The 13,065-nt window shown below is 63.8% G+C and carries 12 protein-coding genes; 11 read left to right on the forward strand and 1 reads right to left on the reverse strand.

The genetic code is table 11. The features are described from left to right. Positions 1 to 2 precede the first annotated feature (2 nt). From F791_RS0101160 to F791_RS0101210, 11 genes are all read left to right on the forward strand, one after another. Positions 3 to 1,109, forward strand: coding sequence for an efflux RND transporter periplasmic adaptor subunit (locus F791_RS0101160; protein WP_018175521.1), 1,107 nt, complete (start codon positions 3 to 5; stop codon positions 1,107 to 1,109). Positions 1,110 to 1,134: 25 nt separating this feature from the next. Then, a complete protein-coding gene (locus tag F791_RS0101165; protein ID WP_019592052.1) occupies positions 1,135 to 5,211 on the forward strand; it encodes an efflux RND transporter permease subunit in 4,077 nt (1,358 codons plus the stop codon). Positions 5,212 to 5,247: 36 nt separating this feature from the next. Beyond that, positions 5,248 to 5,937 (forward strand): hypothetical protein, encoded by a 690-nt coding sequence (locus tag F791_RS0101170; RefSeq protein WP_018137709.1) that lies wholly within the window; start codon positions 5,248 to 5,250, stop codon positions 5,935 to 5,937. 586 nt (positions 5,938 to 6,523) lie between these two features. Next, positions 6,524 to 6,955, forward strand: a complete 432-nt coding sequence (locus tag F791_RS0101175) for a sulfur globule family protein (RefSeq protein WP_018137710.1) — start codon at positions 6,524 to 6,526, stop codon at positions 6,953 to 6,955. Between the two features lie 81 nt (positions 6,956 to 7,036). Further along, entirely contained in the window at positions 7,037 to 7,687 is a 651-nt protein-coding gene (locus tag F791_RS0101180) for a division plane positioning ATPase MipZ (RefSeq protein ID WP_018137711.1), read from the forward strand. Positions 7,688 to 7,786: 99 nt separating this feature from the next. Continuing rightward, positions 7,787 to 8,374: a DUF302 domain-containing protein gene (locus F791_RS0101185; RefSeq protein ID WP_018137712.1), complete on the forward strand. Its 588-nt coding sequence runs from the start codon at positions 7,787 to 7,789 to the stop codon at positions 8,372 to 8,374. After that, positions 8,374 to 8,916, forward strand: a complete 543-nt coding sequence (locus tag F791_RS0101190; protein ID WP_018137713.1) for a methyl-accepting chemotaxis protein — start codon at positions 8,374 to 8,376, stop codon at positions 8,914 to 8,916. Before F791_RS0101185 ends, F791_RS0101190 begins: the two co-directional genes overlap by 1 nt. A 33-nt stretch (positions 8,917 to 8,949) precedes the next feature. Then, a complete protein-coding gene (locus F791_RS13735; protein ID WP_018137714.1) occupies positions 8,950 to 9,117 on the forward strand; it encodes a hypothetical protein in 168 nt (55 codons plus the stop codon). A gap of 39 nt (positions 9,118 to 9,156) precedes the next feature. Further along, a complete protein-coding gene (locus F791_RS0101200; protein ID WP_018994867.1) occupies positions 9,157 to 9,627 on the forward strand; it encodes a DsrE/DsrF/DrsH-like family protein in 471 nt (156 codons plus the stop codon). A 625-nt stretch (positions 9,628 to 10,252) separates the two neighbouring features. Continuing rightward, a complete protein-coding gene (locus tag F791_RS0101205) occupies positions 10,253 to 10,567 on the forward strand; it encodes a c-type cytochrome (RefSeq protein WP_019592053.1) in 315 nt (104 codons plus the stop codon). A gap of 14 nt (positions 10,568 to 10,581) precedes the next feature. Beyond that, complete coding sequence (locus F791_RS0101210; protein WP_019592054.1) at positions 10,582 to 11,874, forward strand: NAD(P)/FAD-dependent oxidoreductase; 1,293 nt, start codon at positions 10,582 to 10,584, stop codon at positions 11,872 to 11,874. Positions 11,875 to 12,118: 244 nt separating this feature from the next. Here F791_RS0101210 and F791_RS0101215 read toward each other — a convergent pair whose 3' ends face one another. Beyond that, entirely contained in the window at positions 12,119 to 12,508 is a 390-nt protein-coding gene (locus F791_RS0101215) for a hypothetical protein (RefSeq protein WP_018174391.1), read from the reverse strand. Positions 12,509 to 13,065 lie beyond the last annotated feature (557 nt).

The raw sequence follows: 13,065 nt of genomic DNA on the forward strand, positions 1-13,065 counted from the left end.
AAATGGTCGAGGTCCGGGCGGCGGCTCCTGAATACCGCACGGTCAGTGGCACCGTTATTCCGTTTCGCGAGGTCACCCTGAGCGCCCAGACCGCGGGGCGGGTTGTGGAACTCACCGGTGCCGAAGGCGATCGCTTCGAGCAGGACGAGCTCCTGGCACGTATTTCCGACGACCGTCTGCTGGCCCAGCGGCGCGCGGCCATGTCCGAGATGCGGGTGGCCGAGGCCGCGATCAACGAAGCGCGCATGCAGTACGGGCGCGAGATGATCTCGCCTCAGTCGCGCAGCCTGGGGCAGATGCCCGGCATGGGTATGCCCTCGATGTTCGACCAGATGTTCACCCGGCCCATGGGGCAGTTCATGGGGTTCGGTGATCCTTCGCTGGATCGGCATACCGACCTGTACTCCCGTTACGTCGGCGTCGATCAGGCCCAGGCCCGCTGGGAGCAGGCGCGGGCGCGAGTGGAGGAACTGGATGCGGCCATTCGCGAGACGCGTTCGGAGGCCCCGTTCGACGGATTGCTGATGCGCAAGCATGTGGAACCGGGCGACACCGTTCAGCCCGGGCAGCCGCTGGTCACGTTTGGCTATGTCGATTACCTGCGGATTGAAGCGCAGGTACCGGTGCGCCTGGTTGCCGCCTTTTCCGAGGGCGATGTGGTGCCCGCCCGCCTGGATGCCGGGGGCACGGTCCAGGCACGGGTGTCCCGGATCTTCCCCATGGCTGACCCGCGTCGGCATACCGTGACCGTGCAGTTCGATCTGCCACGAGGCGTCTCCGGAGGCCCGGGTATGCACGTTTCGGTCGGTCTGCCGTCAGCCGACAGCGCACCCGGCCATGCGCTGATCCCTCAGAGCGCGCTGATTCCGGGCGGGGCGCTGCCGCGCGTCGCGGTGGTCGACGGCGAAGGCCAGTCCCGGATCCGGGCCGTCCGGCTCGGTGCGGTGCGGGATGGCGAGGTGGTCGTGACCTCGGGTCTGGAGCCTGGCGAGTACGTCCTGCTGCAGGGCGAGCGTCAGCGGCCTTCTCATGCCCCTGCGACGCCTGGCGCCTCCGGCTACCACCACCCTCCCGCTACTCCGGGCCTCGCGCCCGGGGCGCAGATGTAGGTGAGGAAGGAACCGACACCGACGCATGTCTGAACACACCAACAATCCCTCCGGATCGTCGCCGGAAGACGGTGGTGACAACCACCACCATCAGCCCGGCATCGCCGGTCGCATGGCGGCCGCGTTTATCCATTCGCCGCTGTCGCCATTGCTGCTGCTGGCCAGTATCGCGATCGGGATCCTCGGGCTCATCGTCACGCCGCGACAGGAAGACCCGCAGATCTCGGTGCCGATGGTCGACATCATGGTGACCTATCCCGGCGTGCCGTCGGAGCAGGTAGCCAGCCTGGTCGCCCGGCCGCTGGAGCGCCTGATGAGCGAGCTTTCGGGCGTGGACAACGTGTACTCCGTCTCTCACCGGGGCGAGGCGATGGTCACCGTGCAGTTTGACGTCGGCGAGGATATGGAATCGTCGATCGTCAAGGTGCATGACAAGCTGCTGGCCCATCGCGATCTGACCCCTCCCGGGGCCAGCGAGCCACTGGTTCGGGCCAAGGGTGCGGATGACGTGCCGATCGTGAACCTGACCTTCTGGTCGCACGAGGTGGACGATGCATTGCTGCGGCAGATTGCGCTGGAGGCCAAACAGCAGCTGAATGAGGTCCCCGATACCAGCCAGAGCTTTGTCGTCAGCGGTCGCAAAGAGACGCTTCGGGTAGAGGTGCAGCCCGATCGCCTGACCGGGTTCGGGGTGAGCCTGGATCAGGTCGAGCAAGCGATCCAGGCGGCCAATCTGGAAGACACCGCTGGACGCATCGAGAGCGGCGGCCTCAGCACGCCGGTGTATACGGGGCGCTTTTTCACCGGGGCACAGGACCTGGAAAGACTGCTGGTGGCGGTGGACGACGGGCAGCCGGTCTACCTGCGCGACGTGGCCGAGGTGATCTACGGCCCGGGCGAGGTTGATCAGTTCGTGCGCCACTACTCCGGCGCCGCCGCCGCGGACCCGGATGCAGCGGCGAATGGTGCTGCCGCTGTGACGCTCGCGATTGCGAAGAAGCCAGGCAGTAACGGGGTAACGGTGGCGAACGGCGTACTGGAGCGCCTCGAGCAGCTCAAGGGCGACACCATCCCCGACAATGTCGAGGTCGCCGTCTCGCGCGATTACGGCAAGACCGCCAACGACAAGGTCAACGAGCTGATCTTCAAGCTCTTCATCGCGACGTTTGCGGTGACCATCCTGGTGGGGCTGTTCCTCGGGGTGCGTGCGGCCATCGTGGTGCTGGTGGTCATCCCCGTGGTCATCCTGTTCACGGTCTTCAGTGCATGGGTGCTGGGATACACCATCGACCGCGTAAGCCTGTTTGCCCTGATCTTTGCCATCGGGATCCTGGTCGACGATGCCATCGTGGTGGTGGAAAACATCTATCGCCGCTGGCTGATGAAACGCGGGATCGATGCCGAGACCTCGGTTGATGCGGTCCGCGAGGTGGGCAATCCCACGATTCTGGCCACGTTTACCGTAATCGCGGCGCTTCTGCCCATGGGCTTCGTGTCCGGAATGATGGGCCCGTACATGCAGCCGATCCCGGTGCTGGGGTCGGTGGCGATGCTGTTCTCTCTGGTGGCCGCGTTTGTCTTTACCCCCTGGCTGACTCAACGGCTGCGACCCAGCATGGGCTATCTCGCCAAGGCGACGGAGAAGGAGCACCGCCAGGCCGAACGACTGGGTGGGTTCTTTCGCTGGGCGATCCCCGGGCTGGCCGATCACCGCTGGCGCGGCTACGCGTTTCTGATCGGGATTGTGTTGGTGTTTTTCCTGGTCGTCAGCCTGTTCTTCACCACTGACGTGCGCGTGAAGATGCTGCCGCTGGACAACAAGCCCGAGTTCCAGGTGATGGTCAACTTCCCGGAGGGGACGGCGCTGACCGAGACCGCCACGCTGAGCGAGGAAATGGCCGGTGTGCTGCGCGGCTTCGACGAAGTCACCGGCGTGCAAAGCTACGTCGGGACTGCTTCGCCGTTCAACTTTAACGGTCTTGTGCGGCACTACTACCTGAGGGACAAGCCCTGGCAGGGCGATCTGCAGGTGCAGCTGGTGGACAAAGGAGATCGCCGCCGCTCCAGCCACGAGATCGCCACGGAGGCGCGCGAGCGGCTCGCACCGCTCGCGGCAGCCGCGGGTGCTCGCATCCAGGTGGTCGAGATGCCGCCGGGCCCCCCGGTGCTCCAGTCGGTGGTCGCCGAGGTCTACGGGCCGGATGCCAGTACGCGGCGGACGGTTGCCCGCGATCTGGAGCAGATGTTCGCCGGTGCCGAGCACATCGACGACGTGGACACCTTCCTGCAGGCGCCGCACAACGTTTGGCACTTCGAAGTCGACCGAGACAAGGCGCTGCGTCGCGGTGTCACGGTGGAGGCGGTCAACCGCACCCTGCAGACCGCGCTCGACGGTCGGATCGTGGGCGACGTGAAAGCCCAGTCCCTGGTCGAGCCACACCTGATCCAGCTGCGGCTGCCACACGAACAGCGGGTAGACGTGCGGCAGATGGAGCTGCTCCCGGTAGCGTCGCGCAATGGTGATCTGATCCCGCTGGTCGAGCTGGGTGGCTTCGTCCAGCGCCCGCAGGACGAGCCGATCTACCACAAGAACCTGCGCCCGGTGGAGTATGTGACGGGCGAGGTCGTGGGGCGCCTGGCTGCGCCGGTGTACGGCATGCTCGAGGTCCAGCAGCAGCTCGCGGACTACACGGCACCGGACGGCAGCGAAGTGCAGCCGCACTGGATCGGGCCCCCAGCCAACGACGGATCGGTGGCATTCGAGTGGGGCGGCGAGTGGACGGTCACCTACGAGACTTTCCGCGATATGGGCATCGCCTTCGCGATCGCGCTGATCCTGATCTACATGCTGGTCGTCTGGGAGTTCGGCAACTTTGTTTTGCCGGGCATCATCATGGCGCCGATCCCGTTGACGCTGATCGGGATCATCCCCGGCCATTGGCTGCTCAACGCTGAGTTCACGGCGACCTCGATGATCGGGTTTATCGCCCTCGCGGGGATCATCGTGCGCAACTCCATACTGCTGGTGGACTTCGGCCGTCAGGCCGTCGATCAGGGCCATGACGTGCGCGAGGCCATGATCATGGCCTGCCAGGCCCGTACGCGCCCGATCATCATCACCGCCTTCGCGCTTCTGGCCGGGTCCAGCGTGATCTTGTTCGATCCCATCTTCCAGGGCATGGCGATCTCGCTGATGTTCGGCACCGTGGTGGCCACGCTGCTGACCCTGCTAGTGATCCCGCTGGGCTGTATATCCGGTCGGCGGGCTTTCTGTCCCTCAACGGTCGATGCCGACGGTGGTAACGCCGCGTATTCCGCCGGCCCTGGGCAGGCGCCCCTGGGTTCGGGTCAGCAGAAGGACCTGTTTGGTCCGCGCGATGGTGGTCCGGTTACTCAGGCGGTCCAGTTGGCCGGCCTGTATCTGAAGAGCCTCGTGCTGGCATTCCTCGAAGGGATGCGGGACCTGGCGCTGGCGATCTTCCGCCTGCTGCGTAACTGGTGGCGCGGGGGCGGTGGGCCGGGGGGCCCGAGTGGCGGCGCGGGTCCGCAACCGGGTGGTTCCGGTTCTGGCCCGCAGGGCTCGGGCCCGGCCCACACATCGGGTGGGTCGACCGTCGAAGCCCCCAATGGGGCCGATTCCTCCGTCGGTCCGGAACACCCCGAGGCCCCCGCGGAACCACCGCCGAAATCCAGTCGCACGAAGTCGAAGAACGAGGACACCTCCCCCGCTGCGAAAGCGCAGTCAGGTTCCGGGCAGGGTTCTTCCCGGCGTACGAGCGCCGCGCCGGCCACAAAGCAGAAATCAGTGCGCAAGACCAGTACGAAACCGACGCAAGCGGGGAAGAGCGGTGGCCGGTCTGCAAAGACCTCTTCCAGGTCCTCGTCCAGCCGGTCCGGTACTACGGCCTCCGGCCAGCCGGCGGGCAAGACCCCATCCAGTTCCGAGTCCAGCAAGAAGAAGGCGACCAGCCAGTCGTCCGCATCAGAAGGAGGCAAGACCTCCAGTACGGCGGGCCGTTCGAGCGGTGCGCGCAAGGGTACAGGGGGCAGCAGTGGCGGATCCGCCAAAGGCCGCGGGCGACGCGGGATCCGTCTGAAATGAACGATCTCGATTCTCTATTCAATCTGGAGGTACGCAATGAAGAAAACATTTGAAAAACCGTTGATCACGGGGCTGACCGGACTCGCCATGGCCACGGCCCTGGCGTTGGGTGCGGCCCAGGCCGACGACTATGCCAATGACCAGGACGGCGCCAGTGGCCAGATGGCCCAGCAGGGCGCACCCATGGGTCCCTATGGCCACGGGCCTCAGGGCGGACACGGCTGGGGCGGTCATCCCGGCGGCGGGATGATGCAGCAGCGGCAGTTCTCCGGCGACATGGGCTTCGGCATGTCCGGTCGCAGTCATGGTCACGGCTATGGCCGCGGCTACGGCCAGGGTCATGGACAGGGTTATGGCCACGGCTACGGCCAGGGCTATCCGGGCTACGGGCCGGGATACGGACACGGCTACGGACACGGCTACGGCCCGCAGCCGCAATACGGCATGCCGGGCCCGATGCACGGGCCGGGATATGGCTCCATGCCCGAGTTCGATCCGGATGACCTGCCCGAGGACATGCCGGAAGAAATGCGCGAGCGCATCAAGAAGCAGCACGCCGAGCGCCAGGAGTACATGGAAGAGATGCAGGCCATGCACGAAGCCCGAATGAAAGCCATGGAAAAGGGCCGTGAGGCGTACATGGAAGAGATGGAACGCCAGCGCGAAAAACGCATGGAGGCCATGCGCGAGCGCCGCGAGGCTATGGAAGAGCAGGGCGGCTACTGAGCGACCGATGGTGAACGCCGTGCACATCGGTTCATGCGCTCGCGGGCTGGCAGCCGGAAGGGGCAAGCCCGTCCTCGGGCTGCTCGTGGCCGTCGTTCTGGCCTGGGGGGTCTCCGGTGCCAGTGTCGAGGCGCGCGAGCGTGTGAACCCCTGGGCCGGCGTGGCGCCGGCGCCGGAGTTCCCAGCCGCGGAGGCGGCGCAGCCCAGGTTGCAGTTCCCGGACCCGGACTACGACCCCACCAGAACTCGGGAGCGTGCCGACGTGCAGGCACCACGGACTCACCCCGGTCAACCCCAATGGGGTTACCACGGACATGGAGGTCCGTATTCCGGGTATCCGGGCCCTTACGGGGCGTACCCCGGACCTTTCGGGCCCGGTGGATGGGGAGGCCCAGCTGGTGGGCCATTCCCCTGGATGATGCCGTGGGGTATGGGCGGGTTTCCGTTCACACCCTGAGGGCATAAGTAAAGCGCCGGTGCGGGACCGCCCTCTTCGTCCCGGCGTCACGAATATCGAGGGCAACACACTCCAAATGGAGGGAACACCATGAAGACTTTCATTAAAGCAGCCGTTCTTGCGGTTTCCATGGGCGGCCTGGCCGTTCCGATGATGGCATCTGCCCAGTGGGGCGGGCCCGGTTATGGCCCGGGTTACGGCTATGGTCCTGGTCCTGGGCATTTCGGCCCGGGGCACTACGGCCCGGGGCACTACGGCCCGGGTTACGGCACGCCGTTCTTCGGCGGCCCGGGCTACGGCCGTGGCTGGGGCATGGGCGACATGATGAGCGACATGATGGGCGACTTTGACTTCTCCGCCCGCGGTCGCGGTCACGGCCATGGCTATGGTCACGGTCACGGCCGCGGTCATGGCTATGGTCACGGGCATGGTTATGGCCCGGGTTACTACGGCCATCCTGGCTACGGCTGGGGCCCGGGCTATGGCGGCCCGATGCAGCAGCAGATGCCGCAGCAAATGCCGCAGCAGCAGATGCCGCAGGGCGAGGGTGACCGCAACTGAGGTTGCCGGTCATTCGTGGGGCCCGTCCACCAGGGGCGGGCCCATTTTTCCCAGGCAACACGCTGAACCGCGGGAGTATGCATGCGCACCGTCGTAGCCAATCTGAAAGGCGGTACGGGCAAGAGCACCGTTACCTTCAATCTCGCACTCTGGCTGCTCGAGCAGGGGCGCTCGGTATGCACGGTTGATCTGGATCCCCAGGGGACCCTTACCGATGTCCTGGAGGTTCGCGAGGAAGAGGGCTACATACCTGCGCTGGAGCATGCAACGTCGCTCAAGGCGGTTGCGGAACAGGGTCAGCAGGCTTGGCAGGAGATCCTCGTCGATGTGGGTGCATCCGACATGGGGTCCTTGTTCGAGGCTTTGGAGAGTGCGGATCGCTTGTTGATCCCCGTCCCCCCGAGTCAGGCCGATGTCTGGTCCACCCAGCGTTTCGTGCGCCGGGTACAGGAGTCACACCAGACGGACGGACGTCCGCAAATCCTCGTGTTCATTAACCGAGCGGATACGCACCAGGCGGTCCGTGAAACCGACGAGACCTTTGACGCACTGGGGCAGATCCCGGGCGTGAAACGACTCGCTCCCCGATTGAAACAACGCATGGCGTTTCGTCGTTCGTTCAGCGAAGGACTGTCCGTGCGCGAATTGGAACCCCGTGGCAAGGCTTCACGGGAACTGGAGGCCCTGGCGATCGCGTTATTCGGCAAGCCCGGGCGGCGGCGCCGGAAGTAGAGCCGGACGACCAACAGTGCAAGCGAGACCGCGAATACGAACAACAAGACGCGCCGCTCTCACAACAAGCCTGACAAGGCACCAAAGGAGGATAGAGGCATGCGAGTGATCTGGAATGTACTGGCCATTATCGGCCTGCTGGCCGTGATCGCTGTCGGCTATGCGATCTACGTTCTTCAACCCTACGCCGGGGGCGCTCGGGCCCTCGATTCACAGGCCACGACGGTCTACGCGCGCATGGCGCGCACGGTGCTGGAAACCGGCGATATGGCCGAGGCCACGGTATACAAGAGAAAGGTCGAAGAAGGCCTGGACGTTGGCGAGGTGGAAGACACGCTGAGGATGGTCGCCAACGAACTGAATATTGCCAACGTTGGCGAAATGCCGATGAGCGAGGAGGTGCGTAACGTTACTGGTGAAGACTTCCCGTTCCTGAAGATCTACATGTTCTGCGACGCGAGAATCGCCGCGCAGATGGTGCGGCACAGCCAGGCCATGGCGGCCTATCTCCCCTGCCGCATCGTGCTCCAGGAAGACGAAGAGGGCCAGCTCTGGCTGATGACGCTGAACCTCGATCCGATGATCCACGGTGGCCGGCCGTTGCCGGAAGAACTCTACGAACAGGCGCTGTTTGTCCAAGAGTCGCTCGAGACCATCATCGATCGCGCCGCACGGGGTGAGTTCTGATGGCGACTGAGGACCCCTATGCGAGAACGTCCCATGGGCCCGGCGTTGATCCGCCGGAGTACGAACGTATTGCGGAGGAGGCGGATGAGGCCTATCTGAGGGCCCGACGACTGGAGCTTGTCGTGTACTCGGCCCTGACGGCCTTCATCATCCTGGCGATTTACGGGTTCTGGCTGATCACCAGTCTCACCAACGACGTCAGCCGGCTGACCGAGGAGATTAGCAAGATGACGCGTGTGGTCGATCGCGATCTCTCCGTGATCGCGGGGCACATGTCGGATGTAGACGAACGAATGCAGCAGATCGCCGCCAGCATGGAACGGGTGGACAGCCATGTCGGGACCATCAGCGAGGACACCGCGGCGATGCAGCTCAGCATTGCCTCGATGACGCGCGATACCGAGCTGATGGCCGCCTCCACGTCCGGCATGCAGCGGGACATGTGGAACCTGAACCGAAACGTGGGCGGACCGATGGGCACGATGAACATGTTCAACCCGTTTCAGGGTGGCGGGCCCCCGGGGCCCTGGATGCCCCACTGACCGACCGGCTTCCAGGGAGCCGAGGAGAAAACAATGACCGTGATGGCCTGGGTTCTTTTTGTACTGGCGATGGTGATGGTCCCCATATCCATCTGGGGCACGCTGGCGGCCCTCGGGTTGTGCGTGGGCTGCACCATGATCCGCGACTGGAATCGAACGCGCCGCGCGAAAGCGGACGGGGGCAACCGAGGATCCATGTAGGCGAGGGTCTGCTTTTTACGAAATCAAAGGAAGTCTCTTATGAGCGAGCAGAAGAAGCTGGCGATTATCGCCACCAAGGGCAGTCTGGACTGGGGCTATCCCCCGTTCATTCTGGCCTCGACGGCGGCCGCGCTCGGCTATGAAGTGGAGGTGTTCTTTACCTTCTACGGGCTGCAGCTGTTGCGCAAGAAGATGGATCTGCAGGTCACGTCGCTGGGCAATCCGGGGATGCCGATGCCCATGCCCATGCCGGTGATGCTCCAGGGGCTGCCGGGCATGCAGCGCATGATGACGACCATGATGAAAAAGAAGATGGCCGCGAAGGGGGTCTCCGATCTCGAGGACCTGCGCGAGATGTGTCTGGAGGCCGACGTGCGCATGATCGCCTGCCAGATGACCGTAGACCTCTTCGACATGGACACCGACGAGTTCATCGACGGACTGGAATACGCGGGTGCGGCGGCTTTTTTTGAGTTCGCCGGGGACTCCGATATCTGCCTGTTCATATGACAATCTCCCGCGGAAACATCGTCTTTCATTCTGAAGAAGTAATGGATGTATATATTCGAACGTTTGGGAGTGCTGTTTCAAAAGCGTTGCAACAACGATGCGATCTGAAACGCCTGTCCGCTTCCACATAACCTGTAACTCACGGATTAATAGTGGTTTATTAAGCTGGCGTGAAGTTTGCTGTCGGCCCCAAGGACAAGGCCGAGACCCTTGGCCCGCGAATTCATCACCGCGAATGGACCCCCTGCCATTGAAGCGTTGGTGGCACCCTCCCTCCTGGAGAGGGGCGTGCAGCGTTCGTGCGGAAACAAGGGTCAGTGGCCGGCTTGAGTTTTGCGGACAAGCCGGCTGTCGGAAGGAAGCATGTTGTCCGGCCAGGATGCCGGCGGTTCCGCTGCGAACCGGCAACATGATTGTTCTCCGTCGCTTGGGTCGGGTACGCATGCCCGACCCTTTTTTGGCGGGGTGTTCAGGGAATGTCCGGTCCCTGTGAGTGCAGGGACAGAGGCCGGATAAGGAATGTCAGACCATTCAACCCGGGGCCAACACCGGGATCGAGGAGGAAGGCAGCCCCAGAAGGCGGCCGACAAAGTGGCTATTCACATCAAGTGGAGGAGTTTGTTCAATGACGACGCGTACATACATGGCGGGGTTTGCGGCCTCGCTGCTGATGGCCGCCGCGGTGCCCGGCACTGTGCTGGCGGATAACGACGAAGTGACTCGAGGGCAGCTAATGGCGGCGTCGTGCAAGGCATGTCACAACGCCGCGGGTGCCGAAGAAGGCGTACCGGATCTCGCTCGTCTGTCACCGGAGTTGATTGCCAATCAGATGCGGGCATTCCGTGATGGCGATCGTGACGCGACGATCATGGATCGTCACGCCAAGGGTTACACCGACGAAGAAATCGACGCCATGGCGTCGTACTTCGCCCGATTCTGAACAGGGGGTCCATCATGCAACAGTTCAATCGACGCCGCTTCTTGCAGGCGTTCGGCATTACGAGTCTGGCTTCCGTCACAGGGGTCAGTGGCGCGATCGCCGGTGGTTATTCCAATGGCGCACGTATCGTCGTGGTCGGCGGCGGTTCGGGTGGGGCTACGGCCGCCAAGTACCTGAAGACGTTTTCTCCGGGGCTGGACGTGACCCTTATCGAGCCCAATTCGACCTACCACACCTGTTACGGCAGTAACTGGGTGATCGGGGGGTTCGAGGACATGGACAATATCGCCCAGACGTACGACGCCCTGCGTGACCGGCACGGGATCAAGGTCGTCGCAGACTCGGTGACGGCTGTGGATGCGGACAAGCGTCGCGTCCATCTGGCCGGAGGCGACGAGGTCAAGTACGACAAGCTGGTGATGTCGCCGGGTATCGACTTTCGCTATGACGCGGTCGAAGGGATTTCCGAAGACGACGCCGAGGCGATCCCGCACGCCTGGAAGGCCGGGGAGCAGACCCGCATCTTGCGTTCGCAACTGACCGACATGCCGGATGGCGGCGTGTTCGTGATGGTCGCCCCACCAAACCCGTTCCGCTGCCCGCCGGGGCCGTACGAACGTGTCTCGCTGATCGCACATTACTTCAAACAGGAAAAGCCCAAATCCAAGATCATCGTGCTCGACGCCAAGGACAACTTCTCCAAGCAGGGCCTGTTCGAGGAAGGCTGGGAAGAGCACTACGGCGACATGATCGAGTGGCGTGGTGCGTCCGACGGTGGCAACGTCCAGGAGATCGACGTTGGCGAGAAGATGGCGATCACCGAAGAGGGCTTCGAGCGGGTGAAGGCCGACGTGATGAACTTCATACCGCATCAGCATGCGGCGAAGATTGCCCACGATGTCGGCCTGACCAATGACGAGGGCTGGGTCCCGGTGGATCAGCGCACCTTCAAGTCGGAGATGGACGGCAACATCTACGTACTGGGGGATTCGAGCGTGGCCGGTGCCATGCCGAAGTCCGGTCATTCGGCCAACAACCAGGGCAAGATCGTCGCCGCGGCGATCGTGCGCGAACTGATGGATCAGGAGCCCTTCGATCCCTCGTCCGCCAACACCTGCTACAGCCTGATCACGCCCGATCATGGGGTCAGTGTTGCGGCTGTGTATCAATACAAGGATGGAGCTCAGGCGGGTGTGGACGGTTCAGGGGGCGTGAGTCCCTCCGGCGAGAGCGCGGATTTCAGGAAGCGGGAAGCCGAATACACCCGAGGTTGGTACAAGGGCATCACCTACGACATCTGGGGCTAGCCCGCCTCGGCTGTTCGATTGCGCCGGGCATCCCCTTGACGGGGTGTCCGGCTTTTTTGTGCTTGCGGTTTCGGCTACGCGTTCGCCAGGGGATCTTCAGCTCCAGCTCCAGGGGCGTCCGGAGATCGACCCGCCAATTTCGGTGCTTTGAACCGTGCCAGATGGTTCCAGGGGAGCTCGTCACGTGACTGGCTGCTGGCTGGCCTGGCCTGGCGGGGCGGGGCGGGAAAGGTGCCCGTGCTGATCAGGTGCGGCGCAGGCGGTCCTCTTCGCGGCTGCGGCGCTCCAGCCAGCGGCTGCCTTCCTCGGGGCCTAACAGTGTGGCCGCCAGGGCGATCAGGGCGAACACGGTCGCCGGTGCGACGGCCCCGGCCAGACCCAGGATGTAGGCGGCATAGGCGGTGGGTACGGCGACGGCCACCGCCAGTACGACCACGCCCGGATAGGCCATGCGGTAGAGCCAGCGCGGATCGACCGAGAGGGCCAGCACCGCGACCGAGCCCAGCAGGCCGAGCAGGATCCAGCCCGCCGCCGCGGCTTCAAGCTCCGCGGCCAGCAGGGCGATCGCCAGCACCAGGCCCAGGGCGACGTGCCGCAGGCGGGTAGAGGCCTTTGGTGTGATCAGCGCATCCATCCAGCAGGGACGGAGGCCGGAGATGGAGTCGGGAGCGGGGGCAGTGGTCTGGTACATGAGGGGCTGTTTGCTTGGTCGGCCGGGCCGCCGCGTTCATCCGGCGGTTCGGTTTCTTGGGGCTTCCTGCAAATGAGAAAGGGCACCCGGATCTGGATGCCCTCTCTCTGAAGTATGGCGCGCCCGGAAGGATAGCGGCGGCGCTGCGCGCCTGGCCCTTCCGGGTGTCGGCCCGTGTCCGACACGTTCCTCGCTGCGCTCGGGATCGAACCAACGAATTTATCGGAGGTTCGAGTCCTTTGAGATCGGACAAATGAAAAAGGGCCACCCGATGTGGGGGCCCTTTCTCGGGAATATGGCGCGCCCGGAAGGATTCGAACCTCCGACCACCTGGTTCGTAGACCGAATTAGCCTACACGTCACTGGTAGGCCAAAGCCTGCATAGATCGGCATTAATAAACACGAAAAAAAGATAACGCTCTGAAACCTCGACGCTAAAAGCCCGTGCGTATCTGACGGATTAACCCTATTGCGCCCGGTTAGAGATGTCACAAAGGGCC

Source organism: Thioalkalivibrio sp. ALRh, assembly GCF_000381425.1.
GTDB lineage: Bacteria > Pseudomonadota > Gammaproteobacteria > Ectothiorhodospirales > Ectothiorhodospiraceae > Thioalkalivibrio.

What these genes read in the sequence shown, in the direction of transcription:
- F791_RS0101160 (WP_018175521.1), top strand. Translation starts at nt 3, where the DNA reads ATGGTCGAGGTCCGGGCGGCGGCTCCTGAATACCGCACGGTCAGTGGC.
- F791_RS0101165 (WP_019592052.1), top strand. Translation starts at nt 1,135, where the DNA reads ATGTCTGAACACACCAACAATCCCTCCGGATCGTCGCCGGAAGACGGT.
- F791_RS0101170 (WP_018137709.1), top strand. Translation starts at nt 5,248, where the DNA reads ATGAAGAAAACATTTGAAAAACCGTTGATCACGGGGCTGACCGGACTC.
- F791_RS0101175 (WP_018137710.1), top strand. Translation starts at nt 6,524, where the DNA reads ATGGGCGGCCTGGCCGTTCCGATGATGGCATCTGCCCAGTGGGGCGGG.
- F791_RS0101180 (WP_018137711.1), top strand. Translation starts at nt 7,037, where the DNA reads ATGCGCACCGTCGTAGCCAATCTGAAAGGCGGTACGGGCAAGAGCACC.
- F791_RS0101185 (WP_018137712.1), top strand. Translation starts at nt 7,787, where the DNA reads ATGCGAGTGATCTGGAATGTACTGGCCATTATCGGCCTGCTGGCCGTG.
- F791_RS0101190 (WP_018137713.1), top strand. Translation starts at nt 8,374, where the DNA reads ATGGCGACTGAGGACCCCTATGCGAGAACGTCCCATGGGCCCGGCGTT.
- F791_RS13735 (WP_018137714.1), top strand. Translation starts at nt 8,950, where the DNA reads ATGACCGTGATGGCCTGGGTTCTTTTTGTACTGGCGATGGTGATGGTC.
- F791_RS0101200 (WP_018994867.1), top strand. Translation starts at nt 9,157, where the DNA reads ATGAGCGAGCAGAAGAAGCTGGCGATTATCGCCACCAAGGGCAGTCTG.
- F791_RS0101205 (WP_019592053.1), top strand. Translation starts at nt 10,253, where the DNA reads ATGACGACGCGTACATACATGGCGGGGTTTGCGGCCTCGCTGCTGATG.
- F791_RS0101210 (WP_019592054.1), top strand. Translation starts at nt 10,582, where the DNA reads ATGCAACAGTTCAATCGACGCCGCTTCTTGCAGGCGTTCGGCATTACG.
- F791_RS0101215 (WP_018174391.1), bottom strand. Translation starts at nt 12,508, where the DNA reads ATGGATGCGCTGATCACACCAAAGGCCTCTACCCGCCTGCGGCACGTC.